Annotated in this window: 16 protein-coding genes; all 16 read left to right on the top strand. The window is 63.7% G+C overall.

Annotation, left to right across the window (positions count from 1 at the left end):
- The first annotated feature begins 109 nt into the window (after positions 1-109).
- Positions 110-601, top strand: a complete 492-nt coding sequence (locus N6L25_RS09990) for a DUF4442 domain-containing protein (RefSeq protein ID WP_271979761.1) — start codon at positions 110-112, stop codon at positions 599-601.
- Between the two features lie 181 nt (positions 602-782).
- Positions 783-1277: a type VI secretion system contractile sheath small subunit gene (tssB, locus tag N6L25_RS09995; protein ID WP_271979762.1), complete on the top strand. Its 495-nt coding sequence runs from the start codon at positions 783-785 to the stop codon at positions 1275-1277.
- Between the two features lie 97 nt (positions 1278-1374).
- Positions 1375-2856, top strand: coding sequence for a type VI secretion system contractile sheath large subunit (gene tssC / locus N6L25_RS10000; RefSeq protein WP_271979765.1), 1482 nt, complete (start codon positions 1375-1377; stop codon positions 2854-2856).
- 3 nt (positions 2857-2859) lie between these two features.
- On the top strand, positions 2860-3300 hold the full coding sequence (gene tssE, locus N6L25_RS10005; protein WP_271979767.1) for a type VI secretion system baseplate subunit TssE: 441 nt from the start codon (positions 2860-2862) through the stop codon (positions 3298-3300).
- 4 nt (positions 3301-3304) lie between these two features.
- Positions 3305-5077 (top strand): type VI secretion system baseplate subunit TssF, encoded by a 1773-nt coding sequence (tssF, locus tag N6L25_RS10010; protein ID WP_271979769.1) that lies wholly within the window; start codon positions 3305-3307, stop codon positions 5075-5077.
- Positions 5041-6063 carry a type VI secretion system baseplate subunit TssG gene (gene tssG / locus N6L25_RS10015; protein ID WP_271979771.1) on the top strand — a complete coding sequence of 341 codons (1023 nt, stop codon included), beginning with the start codon at positions 5041-5043 and terminating at the stop codon, positions 6061-6063. The genes tssF and tssG overlap by 37 nt, the downstream gene beginning before the upstream one ends.
- A gap of 27 nt (positions 6064-6090) precedes the next feature.
- Positions 6091-7446 (top strand): type VI secretion system-associated FHA domain protein TagH, encoded by a 1356-nt coding sequence (gene tagH / locus N6L25_RS10020; protein ID WP_271979773.1) that lies wholly within the window; start codon positions 6091-6093, stop codon positions 7444-7446.
- Positions 7443-7976, top strand: a complete 534-nt coding sequence (gene tssJ / locus N6L25_RS10025) for a type VI secretion system lipoprotein TssJ (protein WP_271979776.1) — start codon at positions 7443-7445, stop codon at positions 7974-7976. The genes tagH and tssJ overlap by 4 nt, the downstream gene beginning before the upstream one ends.
- Complete coding sequence (gene tssK, locus N6L25_RS10030) at positions 7976-9310, top strand: type VI secretion system baseplate subunit TssK (RefSeq protein ID WP_271979778.1); 1335 nt, start codon at positions 7976-7978, stop codon at positions 9308-9310. Before tssJ ends, tssK begins: the two co-directional genes overlap by 1 nt.
- Before the next feature lie 3 nt (positions 9311-9313).
- On the top strand, positions 9314-10129 hold the full coding sequence (icmH, locus tag N6L25_RS10035) for a type IVB secretion system protein IcmH/DotU (protein ID WP_271979781.1): 816 nt from the start codon (positions 9314-9316) through the stop codon (positions 10127-10129).
- Positions 10130-10144: 15 nt separating this feature from the next.
- On the top strand, positions 10145-12751 hold the full coding sequence (gene tssH / locus N6L25_RS10040) for a type VI secretion system ATPase TssH (RefSeq protein ID WP_271979783.1): 2607 nt from the start codon (positions 10145-10147) through the stop codon (positions 12749-12751).
- Between the two features lie 21 nt (positions 12752-12772).
- The gene (locus N6L25_RS10045) at positions 12773-14347 is read left to right on the top strand and encodes a sigma-54 interaction domain-containing protein (RefSeq protein ID WP_271980005.1); all 1575 of its coding nucleotides are present in this window, start codon (positions 12773-12775) and stop codon (positions 14345-14347) included.
- Between the two features lie 5 nt (positions 14348-14352).
- Positions 14353-14994: a type VI secretion system-associated protein VasI gene (gene vasI / locus N6L25_RS10050; RefSeq protein WP_271979785.1), complete on the top strand. Its 642-nt coding sequence runs from the start codon at positions 14353-14355 to the stop codon at positions 14992-14994.
- Between the two features lie 27 nt (positions 14995-15021).
- Positions 15022-16443, top strand: a complete 1422-nt coding sequence (tssA, locus tag N6L25_RS10055; RefSeq protein ID WP_271979787.1) for a type VI secretion system protein TssA — start codon at positions 15022-15024, stop codon at positions 16441-16443.
- A gap of 36 nt (positions 16444-16479) precedes the next feature.
- Entirely contained in the window at positions 16480-20070 is a 3591-nt protein-coding gene (gene tssM, locus N6L25_RS10060) for a type VI secretion system membrane subunit TssM (protein WP_271979789.1), read from the top strand.
- Positions 20071-20142: 72 nt separating this feature from the next.
- On the top strand, positions 20143-20430 hold the full coding sequence (locus N6L25_RS10065; protein WP_271979791.1) for a type VI secretion system PAAR protein: 288 nt from the start codon (positions 20143-20145) through the stop codon (positions 20428-20430).
- The last annotated feature ends 295 nt before the right edge of the window (positions 20431-20725 follow it).

The raw sequence follows: 20725 nt of genomic DNA on the forward strand, positions 1-20725 counted from the left end.
TCGGGGTAGCATAGTAGCCGTGCTAGCGGGCGTCATTGCCTTCGCGTTCCATTCCTCCGACGAATGGGTTATTGTCCTGCGCCAGATTATAAGCTAACTGGAGAGAAACATGGCAGCTACCAATCGTCTCGCTGGCATCGTCAGTAAAATTAATGCCTTGCCGGATTTTGCCCGGTCCCGGGCGCTGTCGCTGTTCTTTGGCAAGGCGGTGCCGTTCACCGGAACCGCCGGCATCCGCATCGAATCCCTGGATCAGGACCGCTGTGTCATCAGCATTGCCAACAAGCGTCGTGTGCAGAACCACATCGGCGGCGTCCATGCGGTAGCCTCGCTGCTGCTGGCGGAATCCGCCACCGGGTTCCTGGTGGGGCTGAACGTGCCCGATGACAAAGTACCGGTGATCAAGACCGCTCACGCCGAATACACCAAGCGGGCGAAGGGTGACATGAGGGTGGAGGCGCACCTCACCGAGGAGCAAAAACAGCGCATGCGCACCGAAGAGAAGGGCGAGACCGCGGTTGCCGTGACCATCCACGACAGCGAACAGAAGCAGCCCATCGAGATCGAGATGGTCTGGGCCTGGACGCCGAAGAAGCGGTAACGCGGCCGGTATAGATAGAATTACTGGGGCAAGTTTTTGCCCCAGAATGCGTCCGAGTTCATAAAACTGGCCATCTGTTGCTTGAGAGGTCAGTCTTTCCTGTGTACAGTCTTGCCGTCGCGTGCCAGGAAGGCACGTCAAAGGATTGTTATCAGCCCTAAAGGATCAAGGGAGCAAGGCCATGTCTAAGGACGGTTCCGTCGCGCCTAAAGAGCGCATCAATATCAAGTATGTCCCCGCCACCGGTGATCAGCAGGCAGAAACCGAGCTGCCGCTGAAGATGTTTGTAGTTGGTGACTTCAAGGGACAGCCCGAAGAAACCCCGCTCGAAGACCGCAAGTCCATTGCCGTCGACAAGAACAATTTCCAGTCGGTGATGAAAGAGGCCGGCCTGACCCTATCCACCATCGTCCCCAACCAGCTCGACGAGGAAGCCGAGGAATTACCGGTTAATCTGGAATTTCATGGGTTGGACGATTTCTCCCCCGACAGCCTTGCCCGTCAGGTGCCGGAAGTGCGCACGCTGATCGAGCTGCGTGAGGCGCTGGTCGCCCTCAAGGGACCGCTGGGCAATGTGCCATCGTTCCGCGCCAAGCTGCAGGAATTGCTGGATAGCGAGGCTGCCCGCGACCAGCTGCTGCAGGAACTCGATCTGGCGACTGGCGACAGCGAATAGGTCGCCTCCGTCCTTGCCGCCAGGATGGTGGCGAGCCTCACACGTGCTAACTGTCTAACACGTACTAATCGTCAAACACATGCTAAAGGGATGTGGTATGTCTGATGCTGCTGCACAACAATCGGCTGTCTCCGATTCCACGGGTGAAGCTTCCCTGCTTGACCAGATCATGGCCAACAGCCGTATGGCGCCGGCCGACGAGGGCTACGATGTGGCCCGCAAGGGCGTGGCGACCTTCATTGCCAACCTGCTGAAGAGCGATGGCCAGGGCCAGCCGGTCAACAAGGCCCTGGTGGACCAGATGGTGGTCGAGCTGGACCGCAAAATCAGTGCGCAAATGGACGCGGTGCTGCACGCGCCCAAGCTGCAGGAGCTGGAGTCAGCCTGGCGCGGCCTGAAATTGATGGTCGAACGCACCGACTTCCGGGAAAACATCAAGGTGGACATCCTGCACGCCACCAAGGCGGAGCTGCTGGAGGATTTCGAGTTTGCTCCGGATGTCACTCAGTCCGGCTTCTACAAGCACATCTATTCCGACGAGTACGGTCAGTTTGGCGGCGAACCGGTCGGCGCGGTGGTCGGCAACTACGCCTTCAGCCCGTCCACCCCGGACATGAAGCTGTTGCAATACGTGTCCTCCGTCGGCGCCATGGCCCACGCGCCATTCCTGTCGTCGGTGGCGCCGTCGTTCTTCGGCGTGGACAGCTACCAGGAATTGCCGGCCATCAAGGAGCTGAAGGCGGTGTTCGAGGGGCCTCGTTATGCCAAATGGCGGTCGCTGCGGGAGTCCGAGGACGCCCGTTATCTGGGCCTGACTGCACCTCGGTTCCTGCTGCGCACCCCTTACGACCCCATCGAGAATCCGGTGCGCAGTTTCAACTACAAGGAAGACGTCAGCGCAGACCACGAGCATTATCTGTGGGGCAACACCGCCTATCTGTTGGCGACCCGGCTGACCGACAGTTTCGCCAAGTACCGTTGGTGTCCGAACATCATCGGCCCCCAGAGCGGGGGCGCGGTGGAGGACCTGCCGGTGCACCTGTTCGAGTCGTTCGGCCAGCTGGAAGCCAAGATCCCCACCGAGGTGCTGATCACCGATCGCCGTGAGTACGAAATGGCGGACGAGGGCTTCATCGCCCTGACCATGCGCAAGGGCAGTGACAACGCGGCGTTCTTTTCCGCCAACTCGGTGCAGAAGCCCAAGCAGTTCCCCAACACCAAGGAAGGCAAAGAGGCCGAGACCAACTACAAGCTCGGCACCCAGTTGCCCTACATGATGATCGTCAATCGCCTGGCTCACTACATCAAGGTGCTGCAGCGGGAGCAGATCGGCTCCTGGAAGGAACGTCAGGATCTGGAGCGGGAACTCAATACCTGGATTCGCCAGTACGTGGCCGACCAGGAGAACCCGCCCGCGGACGTGCGCAGTCGCCGTCCGTTGCGGGCGGCGCAGGTGACCGTATCCGATGTGGAAGGCGATCCGGGCTGGTATCAGGTGTCGCTGGCGGTGCGTCCGCACTTCAAGTACATGGGAGCCAACTTCGAGCTGTCGCTGGTCGGTCGTCTCGACAAGGAGTAAGCCGTGTTCAGGCACACCGCATCGGACGGTGTTCAGACCATGGCCGGCAGCCTGTTCGAAAGACTGGAGCAGGCGGCCGATCCGACCGGGCAGGGCGTGGGTGAAGTGACCCATGTGGTGGAGTCCATCAAGCGCCATCTGGTGCGGTTGCTGAATGCCCATCCGGGCAACAGCGCCAGCGCACCCGATCTGGGCTTGCTGGATTTCAACGACGCCACCCTCGGGACCCAGGATCTGAATATCCGTATCCGCAGTGCCATCCGCCACTGTATCGAGCGCTTCGAGCCCCGGGTCAGCCGGGTGGATGTGGTTGCTCTGCCCCAGGGGCCGGATCCGTTGCAACTGCGGTTCCAGGTGACGGTTTACCTGCGTGTGGGCTCTGTCGACGAAAAGACCACCATCGACCTGCTGTTGGACGACAAACGCTATTATCGCGTGGTGTAACGTCGTGAAGGTAAACAGATTTTATAGAGATGAACTGAGCTTCCTGCGGCTGCAGGGGCGGGAGTTTGCCGAGGCACACCCTCAGCTGACCCGCTTCCTGTCGGAGCAGAGCACCGATCCGGACGTGGAGCGGCTGCTGGAAGGCTTTGCGTTCCTTACCGGCAAGCTGCGGGAAAAGGTCGAGGATGAGTTTCCCGAACTGACCCACTCGTTGCTCAACATGCTGTGGCCCAATTACCTGCGGCCGGTGCCCAGTTGCACCATCATGCGCTTCGATCCGCAGCTGCATGCCATCAGTGGGGGCCAGCGGGTGCCGCGGCATACCGAGATCAAGAGCCGTCCGGTGGGGGCGGCTGGCCGTCAGACCCAGTGCCGCTTCCGCACCTGCCGGGAGGTGGCGGTGTATCCCGTCAGTGTTGCGGACGCCGGTGCCGAGCATTCCCGTGAAGTGTCGGTGATCAGCGTCGACCTGGCCCTGCATAGCGATCAGCCGCTGTCGGCCCTTGGTCTCGATCGGCTGCGTTTCTACCTGGGTGGCGACCGCCACACCGGCGAGACCCTGTACCTGTGGTTGAACCATTATCTGCAGGCCATCGATCTGGAGCTGGCAGACCAGGTGGTATCGATTCCCGTCCGCAGTTTGCAGCCTGTGGGCTTTGCCGGCGATGAAGCCATGCTGCCTTATCCCAAGAATGCCTACCCAGGCTACCGCATCCTGCAGGAATACCTGAGCTTTCCGGAGGCGTTCCGTTTCGTGGATGTGGCTGGGCTGGCGGGGCGGCTGCCGGCGGCGGTGGTCGATGAGGTCCGGCTGCGTTTCCGCTTCAACCGAATCTTGCCGCCGGAGCTCAAGGTGCGGCCAGAGCATTTCCAGCTGTACTGCACGCCGGCGGTCAATCTGTTCAGTCACGAGGCAGACCCGGTGGACCTGAACGGGCGTCAGACCGAGTACCGGATTTCCCCGTCCAGTCGTGCCCCCGATCACTTTGAAGTATTCAGTGTCGATCAGGTCGAGGGCTGGCTGGAAGGCCGTTCCGGCCGAGGCGAATCCCGCCTGTACACCGCGTTTGAGTCGTTCCAGCACGAGGTGGAGCGGGACCAGGGGCGCACCGCCCTGTATTTCCGCACCCGCGTTCGGGAGAGCGTGCGGGGGGATGGCTTCGACCATGACATTGCCTTTGTTCGCGGCGATGAGAGGGCATGCCTCAACCGGCACGAGGCGGTGTCGCTGACGCTGACTTGCACCAATCGCCAGTTGCCAGACCAGCTTGCGGTGGGCGAAGTCTGCATGGCGACCGAATCCACTCCGGCTTTCGCCACCTTTCACAACGTCACCCGGCCCACCGCCACGCTCAGGCCGACGCTGGACGGCAGTCTGTTGTGGACCCTGATCTCCAACCTGTCGCTCAATTACCTGTCGTTGCTGGAGGAAGATGCCCTGCGCACGGTTTTGCGGGTGTACGACTTCCGGGCTCTGGTGGACCGGCAGGCCGAGCGGGTGTCCCAGAAACGTCTGGCCGGTATCGAGGGCATCGAGACCGAGCCGGTGGACCGGATGGTGAGGGGGCTGCCGGTGCGGGGAATCCGGTCGGTGCTGCGGCTGGATCGGCAGGCGTTTGCCTCGGAAGGCGATCTCTACCTGTTTGGCACGGTACTGAGCCAGTTCTTCTCGCTCTACGCCAGCATCAATGCCTTTCACCTGCTGGAAGTGGTGAATACGGACAATCAGGAACGGTACACATGGACGTTACAGCAAGGGCAGCAGCCTCTGACGTAGCGGAACTGCAGCCCGTTCTCGGGAACGCACGTCGCTACAGCTTTTTTCAACTGGTGGACCTGATCCATCGTCATCACGGTGATGACCTGGAGCGGGCACTGGACTTGCAGCCGAGCCAGGAACGCATCCGGTTCTCGGCCTCGGCGGGTTTGGGATTTCCCGGCAGCGACGTGGTATCGGCATTGTCGCCGGAACATGAGCACGCCCCCTATCAGATGGAGGTGAGCTTTCTCGGTCTGCACGGATCGCAGTCGCCGCTGCCGGGATACTACCTGGAAGACCTGGCCTGGGAGTCCGGCCAGCAGACCGGCATCCGCCGGCACTTTCTCGATTTTTTCAATCACCGGTTGTTGACCCTGTTCCACCGCAGCTGGCGCAAGTACCGCTACTACGTGCGCTTCCAGTCCGGTGCCAGTGACGGTTTTTCTGAGCTGGTGTTCGCCCTGGTTGGGCTGGGGGATCGCCGGTTGCGGGGCGAGACCCCCATCAACTGGTCAAAAATGCTCGCCTACGCCGGGCTGATGGCCGGGCGCAGCCGTTCGCCGGAGGTGGTCAGCGGCATCGTCGCCCACTGCTTCGATCTGGAGCGGGTTGAAATCGAACAGTGGGTGCTGCGCAAGGTCGACATCCCCCAGGATCAGCAAACCCGCCTGGGGGCCAGCAATGCGGTGCTGGGGGAGAGCACACTGGTCGGCGGCTCCATTCAGGATCGCAGCGGCAAGTTTGTGCTGCGGCTGCGGGATCTGAGCAAGGAACGGTTCGCCGATTTCCTGCCCAACGGTCGGGACCACCTGCGGCTGGTCAAACTGGTGGAGTTCGCCACCCGGGACCAGCTCGCCTACGACCTGGAGCTGATGATCCGGCCCCAGGACATACGGCCGCTGAAATTGGGGCAGGACGTGCGCCTGGGCTGGAATTCCTTTGTAGACCCGGCCGCCGAGGCCGGTGGTAACCGGGCCGCAGTCCGCATTCAGATACGCCGTTAACGCTCACGCAGGCAAAGGATTTCCGTTATGGACGAGCAACAGGCTCCACGGTTGCAAATCACCGTTACCAACACCGTCGGTCCTGGCCGGGGCGGCACCAGAGCACACCTGTTCGGGATCGAGGGAGGTTCCATCGGTTCGGCGCAGCACGACAGCTGGCAGCTGTCGTCTCACCGAACCGGGGTTGTCGCCGGACATGCCGAGGTGCGCCTGATCGATGGCAGCTTTTGTCTGATCGATCGCTGCGGCCGGACTTACATCAATGGTGCCCGGCATCCGGTTGGCCGCGGTCGTCGGGCCCGGTTGAACGACGGCGACGAGATCAGCATTGGCCGCTACCAGCTGCGAGCCGAACTGAGTGGCTCGATTGCGAGCAGCGAGTTGACGATTGATACCGGCGCACCCTCCGATGACCGCCTGCTGGCTGGCGAAGAAGGCGAGCTGTGGCGTGGCGCCGACAAGGGTGCCGGTCCGAGCGGTGCAAAGGAACCCCTGGCTGAGCTGAGCAGCGGGCCGGCCGAGCCGGTAAGCAGTGATCCGCTGGCCGGTTTCCGGGCCTTGCCGGGCGAGGCGGAGGCGCTGGAGCCGGAACCGATGCTGGCCAATCCGGCTCAGTGGCAGGCCGAGGCCGCTACCGTAACCGATGAATGCCGGGACAACCGGGACGTGGCACTGGGCTTGCCGGTGCAGCAAGGAGGCTTGAATACGATGTCGAAACAATCCCCACACCACCCCCCACACCAATCCCCAAGTCAGCCACCTGACCGGCCCTCGTTGGATCAGCACAGTCGCCGCCATATCAGCGGTGCGCCGTTGCTGAGGGGCATGGCGAGCGAGCTGGAGTTCACCGACAGTGACGACATGCGGCTGTTCCTGGAGGAAGCGGGACAGACCCTAAAAGCTACCGTCGAGGGGCTGCTGGCGCTGCACCAGAGCGAGGACCGTCGCCACCGGGCCCTGCGGACCCGGCTGCAACCCATAGAGGATAACCCGCTGCGGCTGGACCAGCAGTATGGCGATACGGTGCAGACCCTGTTTGCCGGCCAGCGTAGCCCTGTGCACCTGTCGGCACCGGCGGCAGTGCGGGAGAGCCTGGACAGCCTGCGGCAGCATCAGCGCGCCAGCCAGGCGGCCATTGCCGAAGCACTGGAGGCGATTCTGCAGGCACTGTCGCCGGCGGCGTTGCTCAAGCGTTTTCACGGTTACCGGCGGGGGCTGGGGACGGACGAGAACGAGGACCAATGGGCCTGGCAGATGTACCAACACTATTACCGGGAGCTCAGCTCCAGTCGTCAGCAAGGGTTTGAACGCCTGTTTCAGGAGGTGTTCGAACAGGCCTACGACCACTACCTGCGTCAACTGCAAAGGGAGAGCCTAACGTGAAGTACTGCAAAGGGAGTTTGCTGGTTGCCATCGTGCTGATGGCCGGGTGCAGCACGCCTTACAACGCGGTGACCAAGACCGCGAAGGTGCTGTGGGATCCGGATATTCCGGTCGGTTACCCGGAAGACCTGCCCAGCCGGGTGGACCTCACCATGCTGGCGGAGCCGGACGTTAACCCCAATGAGGCCCTGGCGCCGACCCCCATTGCCTTCCAGGTGATCGAGATGCGCGACAGTTCGCGGATCATGGCGGCGGATTTTGACCAGTTGCTGGGCGATCTGGAGGCGTCCCTGGGACGCAACTACATCGACCACAGCGACTACACCCTGGTGCCCGGACAGTTCAAGTTCGTTGAACCGTTTGAGATTCATGAGGACACCCGGTTTGTCGGCATCATTGCGTTTTATGCCTACCCCAACCTGTCCCAGTGGAAAAAAGTGTTCCGGGTTGCCCCCATCGGCCAGCGTTACCACCTGCTGGTCAACCTGAGGGACCGGGAAGTTCATCTGCGTGAATCGGAAGAATCCTGATGGCCATGAACAATCGGGTGATCTGGAGTGACGGTCTGTTCATCAAGCCTCAGCATTTTCAGCAGCAGCAACGCTATTTCGAGCACCAGCTCCACGAGCGCGGGCTGGCGTTGTCGGACTACCTCTATGGCTTCGCCAGCCTGGAGCTGAACGCCGAATACCTGAGTTTCGGGCGCATCGGGCTGGTGCGGGCCCACGGCCTGTTTCCGGACGGCACCCGCTTCGGCCTGCCGCAGGACGATGTGATGCCGGAACCCCTGGAAATTCAGGAGGCCTCGGTAGCCAATCAGCTGGTGTACCTGGCGCTGCCGCTGGGTAGCGACAGCCTGGCCGAGGTCGAGTGGCCCGAGGCCGGTGTGGCCGGACGCTTCCGCGCCCAGAGCGCGGAAATCCGGGACCTGCACTCCATCGATGGCGATGCCCACAGCATCGACGTCGCCAAGGTGGCGCCACGGCTGCTGCTGGAACGTGACGACCGCAGCGCCTACGCCTGCCTGGCGATTGGCCGGATTCTGGAGAAGCGGCCCGATGGCAGTCTGGTGATGGACCCCCACTTCCTGCCCACCATGCTCAGTGTCCGGGCGGCGCCCCAGTTGCAACGGTTTGTCGGCGAAATGGCCGGGCTGATGCGGGAGCGGGCACGCAACATTGCCGATCGGGTCGGCGCGCCGGGGCAGGGCGGGGTCGCGGATGTGGCGGATTTCATGCTGCTGCAGATGCTCAACCGGGTTCACCCCCATTTCATGCACCTGGCCCGCCTCCGTCAGCTCCACCCCGAACGACTGTACGAGGCCCTGCTGGCGGTATGCGGAGAGCTGGTCACCTTCACCGACGAGCGCCGTTTGCCCCAGGAGCACAGCCCCTACGACCACGACCTGCCGGCCGCGTGTTTTGCGCCCTTGATGCAGACCCTGCGCCAGGCCCTGAGCACGGTGCTGGAACCCCGTGCGCTGTCGATCCAGCTGCAGCAGCGTCAGTACGGTCTGACGGTGGCGCCGATCCAGGATCGGCAGTTGATGGGCCAGGCCGAATTCATCCTGGCGGTGAAGGCGGACATGCCACTGGACGACCTCCGCAAGCGCTTCATCCAGCAATGCAAGGTGGCCTCAGTGGAGAAAATCCGCGATCTCATCAGCCTGCAGTTGCCCGGGGTGCCGCTGTCGCCGTTGCCGGTGGCCCCCCGCCAGCTGCCCTATCACGCCGGATTCATTTACTTCCGGCTGGACGAGCAAAGCCAGGCCTGGCAAATGCTGGACAGCGCCAGCGGCTTCGCCTTCCACGTGGCGGGGGACTTCCCCGGCATGGAAATGCAATTCTGGGCGATCAGGAGCTAAGCCATGGCAGAGGCACCGGTAACGGAGACCGCGAACGAGCGCCGCGGCAACCCGTCCTTCAGCGAGATGCTATTTACCGAGCGTCAGGGCGCGGGTTCGGTCGAGACCGCCGTCGATCCCTCATTCCAGCTGCGTGGGGTGGATAACAATCGGTTGATTGATGCCGCCAATCCGCTGTTGGGCCTGGTCATCCGGGTGCGCCGGCTGGCGGCGTTCCAGCAGGTAGCGGCGCTGTATCAGCAAGTGGTGGAGGAGATTGCAGAGCTGGACCGTACGCTGCTGGAGCAGGGTTATGAGCGCCCGGTGCTGGTGGCCTACCGCTATGTGCTGTGCGCCTTTATTGATGAAGCGGTGTTGGGCACCGATTGGGGCGCCCACAGCGTCTGGTCGCAGCAGTCGCTACTGTCGCGCTTCCACAATGAGACCTGGGGCGGCGAAAAGGTGTTTGCCATCCTGTCCCGAATGGAACGGGAGCCGGAGCGCTACCGGGACATGCTGGAGCTCATTCATCTGTGTCTGTGCCTGGGCTTTGAGGGTCGCTACAAGGTCATGGCCAACGGCCGCGAGGAGTATGAGCAGATTATCCGCGGCCTGCAGGAACGGTTGCTGAGCGAGGCTGGCGAGTCGGTCCTGGAACCGCTCACCCAGCCGTTGAGCCACGTCGCGCCGGCGCGGAACCGATTCCGGTCCGGGCTGCCGGTGTGGGGAATCGGTAGCCTGTTCGTGGTTGCCATGGCCGGGGTCTACAAGCTCTTCCACCTGGCACTGAACGAGCGTATCGGGGAGCTGCTCCGTGTGCTGGAACAGCTGCCGAAATAGGATAAGGAGATCACTATGGTTCGGGTTGAACTACCGGCGCTGGTCGAGCGCCTCAACGCTATTTGCCGCCAGGGCCTGGAATCGTCCGCGGCGCTGTGTATCAGTCGCCAGGGCGCGGAGATCACGCCGGCGCACCTGCTCTTCAAACTGCTGGAAACGCCGTTCTCCGATGTTCGCCAGATCTTGGAGCACACCGGGGTGGATGCCCTGGCGCTGCAGCCGCTGGTGGGCGACAGCCTGGAGGGGGAGCGGCAGACCGCCGAGCCTTACCCGTCGTTCTCGCCGCTACTGATTGAGTTGTTGCAAGACGCCTGGCTGCTGGCGTCCACCGAGCTGGGCCACCGTGAGCTGCGCTCCGGGGCCGTGCTGCTGGCGTTGCTGCTGAACGCTGACCGATATTTACTGCCCCAGCTCAGCCAACGGCTAAGGGGCATCAACCGGGAACAGCTGCGCACACAGTTCGATCGTCTCACCGAGGGTTCGGTCGAGCAGCTCCCGGCCGATGACAGCCGCAGCCCGCCAGTGTCGGCGCCCGCCGACCTCGATCCGCTCAGGCGCTACGCCAGCAATGTCACCGCTATGGCCGGGGACGGCCAGCTCGACCCGGTGCTGTGCCGGGACGGCGAAATCGACCAGCTGATCGATATCCTCTGCCGCCGCCGCAAGAACAACCCCATCGTGGTGGGGGATGCCGGGGTCGGCAAGAGCGCCGTGGTCGAAGGCCTGGCGCAGCGCATCGTCGCCGGCGAGGTGCCGGAGCGGTTGCGCAAGGTCGAGCTGTGGACCCTTGACCTGGGTGCCCTGCAGGCGGGGGCGTCGGTCAAGGGTGAGTTCGAGAAGCGGCTGAAGGGCGTCATCGAGGCGGTCAAGGGCGCCGCGACGCCGATCATTCTGTTCATCGATGAGGCCCATACCCTGGTGGGTGCGGGCAACAGCGAGGGTGGCTCCGACGCCGCCAACTTGCTCAAGCCGGCGCTGGCCCGTGGCGAGCTGCGTACCATCGCTGCCACTACCTGGCGCGAGTACAAGAAGTACTTCGAGAAGGACCCGGCACTTAGTCGCCGCTTTCAGCCGGTGGCCCTGGACGAGCCCAGCCCGCAGCAGGCGCTGCACATCCTGCGTGGTCTGCGCAGCGTTTACGAGACGGCCCATCAGGTGCTGATTGCCGACAGCGCCCTGCAGGCCGCCGCCGAGATGTCGGCCCGTTACCTGGCCGGCCGGCAGTTACCGGACAAGGCCATCGACGTACTCGACACCGCCAGTGCCCGGGTCAGCCTCAACCTTACGACGCCGCCGCGGCGGCTCAGTCATGTCCGTAGCGAACTGCACCAGTTGCGGATGGAAGACGAGTTGCTGGTGCGCGAACAGCGCATCGGTCAGGCCGGTGACCGCGAGCGCCGGCAGGTGCTGCAGGCGCGCATCGACGATCTGGCAGCGGAGGCGCAGGAGCTGGACGCCCGCTGGCAGACCCAGCGCACCCTGGTGGCGCAACTGGTTGCGGTACGTGAACAACTGCTGAGTGACTCGGACGCCGAGCTTGAAATCGCGGATGTCGGGTCGCTGCAGCAACAGGCGGCGGCCCTGGAACAGGAACTGGCCGGCCTGCAGCAGGACGAGCCGCTGGTCCACGCCGGAGTCGATGCCCGCCAGGTGGCGGAGGTGATCGCCGACTGGACCGGAATCCCGGTCAACCGCATGACCGCCGATGAACTGGAGAAGATTACCCACCTGCCGGATCACCTGAATCGCCACATCAAAGGCCAGGATCTGGCGATCCACAGCCTGCACCGGCATCTGTTGACCGCCCGTGCCGACCTGCGCCGCCCTGGCCGCCCGCTGGGGGCCTTCCTGCTGGTGGGGCCGAGCGGGGTCGGCAAGACCGAAACCGTGGTGCAGCTGGCCGAGCTGCTTTATGGCGGGCGCCAGTTCCTCACCACCATCAACATGTCCGAATATCAGGAAAAGCACACCGTCTCCCGGCTGATAGGTTCGCCCCCGGGCTACGTCGGCTTTGGCGAAGGCGGCCTCCTGACCGAGGCGATCCGCCAGAAGCCTTATTCGGTGGTATTGCTGGACGAGGTGGAGAAGGCACACCCGGACGTGCTCAACCTGTTTTATCAGGCCTTTGACAAGGGTGAACTGGCCGATGGCGAAGGCCGCCTGATCGATTGCAAAAACGTGGTGTTCTTCCTGACCTCAAACCTCGGCTACCAGACCATCGTGGACCGGGCCGACGCGCCGGAGACGCTGGCGGATGCTCTGTACCCGGAACTGGCGAACTTCTTCAAGCCGGCCCTACTGGCCCGCATGGAAGTGGTGCCGTACCTGCCCTTGGGCGAGGACACGTTGAATCGCATCGTGTCCGACAAACTGGCGCACCTGGCGGAGCAAATCCAGCGCCGCTACCACACCGAGGTGGTGCTTGAAGATGGCCTGGTGGAGGCGATTCGCCGCCGGGCCAAGCGCAGTGAAAACGGCGCCCGGATGCTGGAGTCCATCATTGAGGGCGAATTGTTGCCGCCGGTCTCGCAGGGATTGCTGGAGAAGCTGGCCCGTCGCGAGGCAGTGACAGAGGTGCGCCTGGGTGTGACGGACGGACAGTTTTCGGGCCAGGTCAGCTAACGGGACATCACCATGGGACAGATGCAGACGGAACTGCATTCCGACATCGAACTGGCGCTAGAACTGGTACGCCAGGCGGACCTGGGGGCGCTGCTGGCAACGGCTGCGAAACAAATCGAACAGGCCTTTGGCGTCAGTCGTTGCTGGTTGTTTGCGCTGGAGCCCAGCGGCCGGGCATTGAACGGTGTGGGGGACGCGGTCGACCGAAGCTTTGCTTGCGATGACTTCAGTCATCCCTTCGCTCATGTTCTGCAACAGGGGCAGGGGCGTGAGTTGTCCCGGGACGCCTGTTACCGCCTGGATCAGCCGGAGTTTCAGGCCCTGCTGGAGGTGAGCCGGCGTCCGCGCTCGATCTGGTTGCAGCCGGTGTTCGGGGATGGCGAGCGACTGCTGGGTGTCGCCATGCTGTGCGCCAGCGACCCTACCCACTGGCGATCGGTGTTGGCCCGCCCCCTGTTCCGGGGGTTGTTGAACCTGTTGGGATGCCGCTGGCAGCAGGCGTTGGAGCAGAGCGACCAGGCTTGGCAACGCCGCTATCTCAAACGCTCACTGGACCAGCTCCACAACAGCGAGGCGGTCCGCAGCCGTAGCGAGCAGTTGGCCGCTACCCTGGTGGGGCCCTCCGAGCCGATGAGCGAGCTGCGGGCGCAGATCGTCCGCGCCGCCGGCAGTCAACTGTCGGTGCTGGTCCAGGGCGAAACCGGCTGTGGCAAGGATCTGGTGGCCCGTGGCCTGCACGACTATTCCGCTCGTGCCAGTGGCCCCTTCGTGGTGGTCAACTGTGCGGCCATTCCCGATAGCTTGCTGGAGAGCGAGCTGTTCGGACATGCCAAGGGCGCCTTCTCGGGCGCCGACCGCAGCAAGCAGGGGCTGCTGGCCCAGGCCAATGGCGGCACCCTGTTCCTCGATGAGATTGGCGACATGCCGCTGGCGTTGCAGTCCAAGCTGTTGCGGGTGCTGGAAACCCGCCAGTTCCGGCCGCTGGGCGCCCAACAGGAGGAGCGTTCCGATTTTCGTCTGGTGGCGGCCACCCACCAGCCCCTGCAGGCACGGATCGGCGAGGGGCATTTCCGCCGCGACCTGTTCTACCGCCTCAGCCAGGTGCCGCTCAAGGTCATCCCGCTGCGGCAACGGATCGCCGATCTGGAGCCGCTGTGCCGACATTTCATCCGGCTCTACCAGCAGCGGGAGGGACAGGGACCCATGGGCATCAGCAGCCAGGCGCTGCGCCAGCTGGCGGATTACCGCTTTCCCGGCAATGTCCGGGAGCTGCGTAACGTCATCGAGTACGCCTGCTTGCAGACGCCACCGGGAGACGACATCCAGCCGGAGGCGCTGTGGCTGGATCTGCTCTGCGCGCCGGAACCGGACGAGGGCGCCATTGGCTTTCAAGGGATTACGGATACGCCGACGGGCGTACCAATGCTTCGGGACATCGACAACCTGCGCGAAGCCGCCCAGGCGTTCGAGGCGGCGGTGATTGCCGACCGCTTGCGGGCGTTTGGCGGTAATCGGGCCCTGGCGGCGGACAGCCTGGGTTTACCGAAGCGCACCCTGGCCCACAAGTGCCAGAAATACAACGTATCGGAGGCTTGATGCCCATGATCAAGCGAATGGAATGGCGAGCCCTGCTGGGGCTGGTGTGGATGCTGGTCGCGGCCTGTGCCCAAGCCGGGGATGATGCCCTGCAGGCAGCCCGCAGCTGCACCGAGGAACCGCAGCGTCTGGCCCGTCTGGCCTGCTTTGACGCCGTGTTCGGCACTCCCCTGCCAACGTCACAACGGCCGGTTCAGGCCTCGCCACAACCGCTCCGTTGGCTGGCGGCCTACGCCCAGGAACAGGCGCGGACTCCAGAGGATGCCGTCATCTACCGGGACACCGGTGCCGCCGCCGGGCACCTGCTGACGCTCGCCGCCTTGGGTGCGGTGCCCCCCAGGCCGTTACTCACGGTGCAGTGCCATAACAACATCACCGAACTGGCGCTGATGTTGGCGGAGCCGTTGGCTCGAGAGCGGGTGGAGTTGACCTTCGCGTCCGGCGACTCTCAGCTCTGGCGGGTGCGGGACAATGGCTATGTGGTTAGCGCGGGACGAGGGTTGCCCGCCATTCGCACCCTGAAGGCGTTGGCCCGCCAGTCTCAGACTCAGCTGCATTCCAGTGAAGCCGAAGTCGACGGGCTGATGTTCGACCTGGCCGGCCTGGCAGCCGGACTCCGTCCGCTGCGGGAAGCCTGTGGCTGGTAATTCTGGAACAGCAGGGAAGGAGATGACATGCAAGCCGTAGAACAGCACCCCTATACCGATCAGGTGCTCGACCCGCTGCCCGGACATTCGGCCATGGGCGAGTCGCTGCAGGAAGACGCCACCCTGGCCTGGTTGGACGACGAGATCATGAAGGTGGGCTCGCTGGCACACACCGGTATCGACTGGCCCCGAATCGAGCGTGACTCGCTGCAGTTGCTGGCGGATCGCAGCAAAGACCTCAAGCTGCTGGGCTTCCTGCTGCTGTGCCTGCAACGGGGCGGCAATGGCGAGCGTTTCGCGCTGTCGTTGTTTCTGCTGCAGCGGGCGCTGACCAGTTGGTGGTCGCAGGCCTGGCCCTATCCCGGGGATCGGGGTCAACGGGCTCGCAAGCGGCTGTTTCAGCAGATATTGCAGCGGGCCCTGGGCGAGGTGCAGCAACTCAGTTTCGATGCCGGAGTCGGTGACGGACGTAGCTACAGCCTCGATCTGTTGGCCAAGTTGCTGGTGCTGGCCGGAGAGCAGCAGTTGCCGGAGGAGTTGCTGTACGAGCTGAAGGGGCATATCGAGCGGTTACCCGCCGCCAGCCAGGCACCGGCGCCGACCCTGACTCCGGAACCCGCGTCGCCAGTGTCCGCCGACACCAGCGACACGGCCGCGTCCCGACCTGCGCCGAGCCTGGGCAGCCTGACCCTGGATGCCGGCGACGAACGGGCAACCCGTCAGAGCCTGCTGAAAGTGGCGGAGCTGCTGACCGAGCTGACGCCCTCCGATCCACTGGGCTACCAACTGCGCCGGTACGCCATCTGGTACAGCATTACCGCCGCGCCGCCGAGCCGGGATGGCGGCCGAACCGACCTGGCGGCGGTCAGTGCCGATCGGGTCTCGGATTACCGGGAGGCCCTGGCCAAGGCGCCGGACCGGGCGCTGTGGCAACGCATCGAACAGAGCCTGTCGGTCAGTCCGTTCTGGCTGGAGGGGCATTCGCTCAGCGCCCAGGTGGCCGAATCTCTGGGCCACTGCGAATGCAGTGACGCCATACGGTCGGCCCTGCGAGGCTTTATCGAGCGCCTGCCGGTGTTGGAATCCCTCACCTTCAATGACGGTACACCGTTTTTGCCCAAGGCCGTGGCGGACTGGTTATTGACCGCGCCAGGCAAAAGCCGGGGCGGTGGTGCGGAATCCTGGGAACAGGCCTATGAACAGGCTCGGGAACAATTGGCCAAGGAGGGGCTAGGCCCGGCCATGCAACGGATGGAAGCGGGCCTAGCCGCCGCCAACGAGCCCCGGACGCGGTTCTATTGGCGACTGATGGCGGCCGAACTGCTGCGGGAAAGCGGTCTGAGCACCCTGGCCAATCAGCAGGTTCATGATCTGCGGGAACAAACCCGAGAACTCAACCTGGACCACTGGGAGCCGGGATTGACGGCCCGATTGGAACGACTCGCCTGACAACGGCGCACGCACGGAACAACAGGACATACAGGAATGGAAACCATGTGGAGAAATGCGTTACTGGTTGGTCGATGGCTATGGCCCTATCTGCGCAATGCCGCGCCTGTCACCTTGATGCTGGCGGTGATCGCAGTTCTGGTGGTCACCTGGTGGCTGGGGCCACGCTGGCAAATCAACCACGAGTATCCGCTTGCGGCCTGGCAGATGCGGGCGCTGGTTACCCTGGCGGTGGTGCTGTTGGTGGTCATGGTGTGGGGCTGGGTGATGGCCCGCCGGTTGGGGCGGGTCAATCGGGACAAGGCGGATCAGCAACGTCAGCAAGAAGACCCCATATTGGTGTTCGAACGACGTCAGCAGCGGCTGCTGGACCGTCAGCTTAAGGCGCTGAAGGAAAGCGTGACGGGACGCAACGGCCTTTACCGGCTGCCCTGGTATCTGGTCATCGGCCTGGAGAACGCGGGCAAGTCGAGCCTGATCCAGCGGGCCGGCCAGAGCTACACGCTCAGCAACGTCACCCGCAATGCCCGTACCGAACGCAACCCCCTCGGTTTCGAGTGGTGGATCGGGGACAACGGCGTGCTGATTGACCCGGACGGCGAGCTGCTGAGCCAGGCCGGCGCTGACGGTCGCGGCGAGATGCCGCAGCGGTTGTGGCAGCACTTCGTGGGCTGGCTGGAGCAGAACCGCCCTAGGCGGCCGCTCAATGGCGTGGTGGTCACGGTGGATCTGGCCCAGCTCACTACCGCCTCGGCGGAGCAGCGACGGTCCCAGGCCATTACTCTGCGGGCCCGGCTGCGCGAACTGATGGAGCAGCTGGGCTGCCGGTTACCGGTGTACGTCAGCTTCACCAAGATGGACCTGCTCTACGGATTTGCCCCGTGCTTTCGCCAGCTCAGCAAGGCCGAGCGCCAGCAGCCGTTCGGTTTCACGTTCCGGGTGGACGGTGCCCGCGACCCGGATGAATGGCTGGATGAGTTCGACGCCCAGTATCGGGCCATGCTGGAACGGCTTAACCAGCGTTTGCCCCATACCCTGGCGCAAACCCGGGATGGCGAGGAACGGGCTGCGATCTACTCCTTTACCCGTCAGATGGCCGGCATAGGGCCGGCATTGTCTCAGTTCCTGACGGATTTTCTCTGTGCCGATGCGTTTTCCACCCCGGCCCTGGTTCGTGGTGCGTTCTTTACTTCGGTGTACCAGGAGGGGGTGCCGGAGGATGCCTTCGTGACCGCCGCCGCCGCCGGCTACGGCCTGGCCGCGCCTATTCAGTCGGCGCAGCGACAGGGCCAGTCCATCAGCTATTTCAGTGAAGCACTGTTTCCCAGTGTGGTGTACCCAGAGGCTGGGCTGGCGGGGGACAACCGCCGGGTGGTTCGTTCCCGTCGCCGCCGGATGGCGGTTGCGGCGGTGGTTTTCCTGGCGGCGGGCCTGGGTATGACGGCCGGTTGGCAACATTACTTTATCAAGAACGCAGAGGCGGCGTCCCGGGTGGACGCCGGGGTTGAACATTTCATCGCCAATTGGCGGCCGTTGGGGTATGAGCCTGACACCACCGGTCGTAAGCTGTTGGGCCCCTTGGACCAACTGCGGGACGCCACCCTGGCGTTTGGGGATTACCGGGACCGATGGCCGCTGATTTCCGACATGGGCCTGTACCAGGGTGACCGGGTGGGACCGAAAGTGGAAGCCTCCTATCTCGACATGCTGGCCTACCAGTTCATGCCGGCGCTGATGCTGGGGGTCATGGAGGAGATGAGCCGGGCGGCGGACCACGGCTCCGAGCGGCTGCATCATCTGCGGGTACTGCGCATGCTCTACGACGGCAGTGGCCGCCGGGAAGACATCGTGACCGATTACATGAGCGCTTACTGGCAAAGGTACTTCCCCGGTCAGCGTAGCGTGCAGGAGCGGTTGCTGCGTCACCTCGATTACAGCCTGGCGCACACGGATCTGGCGGCGATGGTTGCCGCCGGAGATCGCACCGCCGATTTGACCCTGACACCGTTCCGCAGCAGCGTACAGTGGGCCCAGGACGAGTTGGGCCGGGTGCCCACCTCGGAGCGGGTGTACCAGGATCTGCAGCAAGCCGCGGGCGAATCCTTCCGCGCTCCGCTGGATCTTGGACGAGAATCGGGCCCAGCCTTTGGTGTGGTATTCAGCCGTCTGGACCGCCATGGCCAGCCACTGCCCATGGAGTTGCGGGGGGAGGACGATCCGCTGGTCATCCCCGGCATGCTGACCCGGGAGGGCCTGGAAGGCTATTTCATGAGTCGGTCCGGAGCCGTGACAGAGCTGGCGTTGATCGACGCCTGGGTGTTGGGACGCCGGGATAATGTGGACTTCAGTGAGGCGGACGAAGAACGGCTGCGAACCCAGCTGCAGGATCGCTATGCCGACGAGTACGTGGCCGCCTGGCGCCAGGCCCTCAGTCATCTGGATATCCAGCGATTCCAGGACCTGAATCACGGCGTGCGGATTCTGGAGAGTCTTACCAGCGGCCACGAACCACTGGCCCAGCTATTGCGCAGGGTGCACCACAACACCGTCTTGCTGCCCCGGCCGGCGGCGGGTGCAGCGCTGGCGCAACAGGCACTGGCACCGTCGTCCCATGACCGCATGGCGCAGGAGATTGAGCGCCAGTTTGCCGATCTCAATCAGCTGTTGGCGAAAGGGGAGGATCAAACGAGCGGTCTGGAACAGATCACGGAGGTGGTCAGCAACCTGCACAGCTACCTGCGGGGAATTCAGGAAGCGCCCGACCGTGGCAAGGCGGCCCTGTCGGCAGCTCGTGCCCGCATGGCGCTGCAGGGGGCGGACCCGATCTTTACCCTGCAACGGCTGGCCGACCACCAGCCGGCACCCCTCAATCGCATGCTGGAAAAGCTGGCCACCGAGAGCTGGCGCGTCATCCTCGACCAGGCGGTGGCCCAGCTGGAGCGGCAGTGGTACCGGGACGTGTATCAGCCGTTCCAGCAGACCCTCGCCCGGCACTATCCGTTCAATCCGGACGCCGGCAGGGATGCGGCGCTGCAGGACTTCGAGCGATTCTTCGGACCGGAAGGGCTGCTCAATCGCTTCTACCAGGACAACCTGAAGTTGTTCCTGGAAGATCATCCTGAGCATGTGCTGGTGTCCCGGCGGGCGTCGCTGGTTCGTCGCGACGTGCTGGCGGCGCTGGAAGGTGCGGATCTGATTCGGCAGGCGTTCTTCACTCGTGGCGGCACCCTGGATGTGGAGTTCTCGATGGAGCCGCTGAACCTGTCATCGAACAAGCGACGCAGTGTGGTGAATGTCGACGGTCAGTTGGTGGAGTTCAGCCATGGCCCGCGTCAGAGCATTCCCCTGGTCTGGCCCAATACCCTGCGGGAGACCGTGGAAAGCCGGATCACCCTGGTGCCGACCCAGGTTAACCGCTCGCCCCGCAGCCTGTCGGCCTCCGGGCCCTGGGCGCTGTTCCGACTGCTGGACCAGGCCGATATCACCGGTGTCAGTGCCAGCGCAGTGGACGTCAGGTTCAACCTGGACGGCGGCGAGATGCGGTACCGCCTGCATGCCGGCAGCAACACCAACCCGTTTACCCAGCAGTTACTGGCCGGGTACCGGATACCCCGCAGCCTGTACTAGACCGCCCACCACAAAGCCAAGGCGCCCCGACCGGGATGGTGCGGGGCCCTGTCACACATAAGGAGGTAATTTATGGCCAAGAAACTGGTTCTGCTAGGCGACCTGGGCACCGATCACGAAGGTTTCCCGCCGACGCCGGTCATTGCCGGCAGCACCACGGTGCTGCTGGACGGCAAGCCCATCGCTCGCTTGGGCGATCCGCTGGCCATTCACTCCAAACCCAAGCATCCGCCCCATCCCCGGTTCGTCGCGGCCGGCAACCCGACGGTGCTGGTCGACGGCAAACCGGTGGCGTTGACCGGCGACGCGGTCACCTGCGGCGGTACCCTGATCGGCAGTGGAACCGGCGTCAGCGATTGAAGACCACTTCCAGGCGGAGTGATTCACCGCACGTTGGGGGCCGTTCCACTCCGTGGCCGATGGCGGGATACCCTCCGGGTGGCGATAATTTCTTGAGTATGGCTCCCTTGGTGTTCGTTCACTCTCACCAGTTGTCTGATGAAATCAGCTTGGCGGGCCGGAGAATTTATTTGGTCAACCTCTCAGTTCCAGTGCTTCGCATTGGCCTCAGGGTTTCCTTCTGGAGAGTGGTGGTTATAATCAAGCGTGAGCTCAGGATGAGCCCAACTTATTGTTCCCGGTAGAGGAACCTGTT

Origin of the sequence: Marinobacter sp. SS21, assembly GCF_028369065.1 — a bacterium.
Taxonomy (GTDB): domain Bacteria; phylum Pseudomonadota; class Gammaproteobacteria; order Pseudomonadales; family Oleiphilaceae; genus Marinobacter.

Coding starts and splice junctions, on each gene's coding strand:
- tssB (WP_271979762.1), top strand. CDS start 783: ATGTCTAAGGACGGTTCCGTCGCGCCTAAAGAGCGCATCAATATCAAG.
- vasI (WP_271979785.1), top strand. CDS start 14,353: ATGATCAAGCGAATGGAATGGCGAGCCCTGCTGGGGCTGGTGTGGATG.
- tssA (WP_271979787.1), top strand. CDS start 15,022: ATGCAAGCCGTAGAACAGCACCCCTATACCGATCAGGTGCTCGACCCG.
- tssH (WP_271979783.1), top strand. CDS start 10,145: ATGGTTCGGGTTGAACTACCGGCGCTGGTCGAGCGCCTCAACGCTATT.
- tagH (WP_271979773.1), top strand. CDS start 6,091: ATGGACGAGCAACAGGCTCCACGGTTGCAAATCACCGTTACCAACACC.
- tssG (WP_271979771.1), top strand. CDS start 5,041: ATGGACGTTACAGCAAGGGCAGCAGCCTCTGACGTAGCGGAACTGCAG.
- N6L25_RS10065 (WP_271979791.1), top strand. CDS start 20,143: ATGGCCAAGAAACTGGTTCTGCTAGGCGACCTGGGCACCGATCACGAA.
- icmH (WP_271979781.1), top strand. CDS start 9,314: ATGGCAGAGGCACCGGTAACGGAGACCGCGAACGAGCGCCGCGGCAAC.
- tssK (WP_271979778.1), top strand. CDS start 7,976: ATGGCCATGAACAATCGGGTGATCTGGAGTGACGGTCTGTTCATCAAG.
- tssM (WP_271979789.1), top strand. CDS start 16,480: ATGGAAACCATGTGGAGAAATGCGTTACTGGTTGGTCGATGGCTATGG.
- tssC (WP_271979765.1), top strand. CDS start 1,375: ATGTCTGATGCTGCTGCACAACAATCGGCTGTCTCCGATTCCACGGGT.
- N6L25_RS10045 (WP_271980005.1), top strand. CDS start 12,773: ATGCAGACGGAACTGCATTCCGACATCGAACTGGCGCTAGAACTGGTA.
- N6L25_RS09990 (WP_271979761.1), top strand. CDS start 110: ATGGCAGCTACCAATCGTCTCGCTGGCATCGTCAGTAAAATTAATGCC.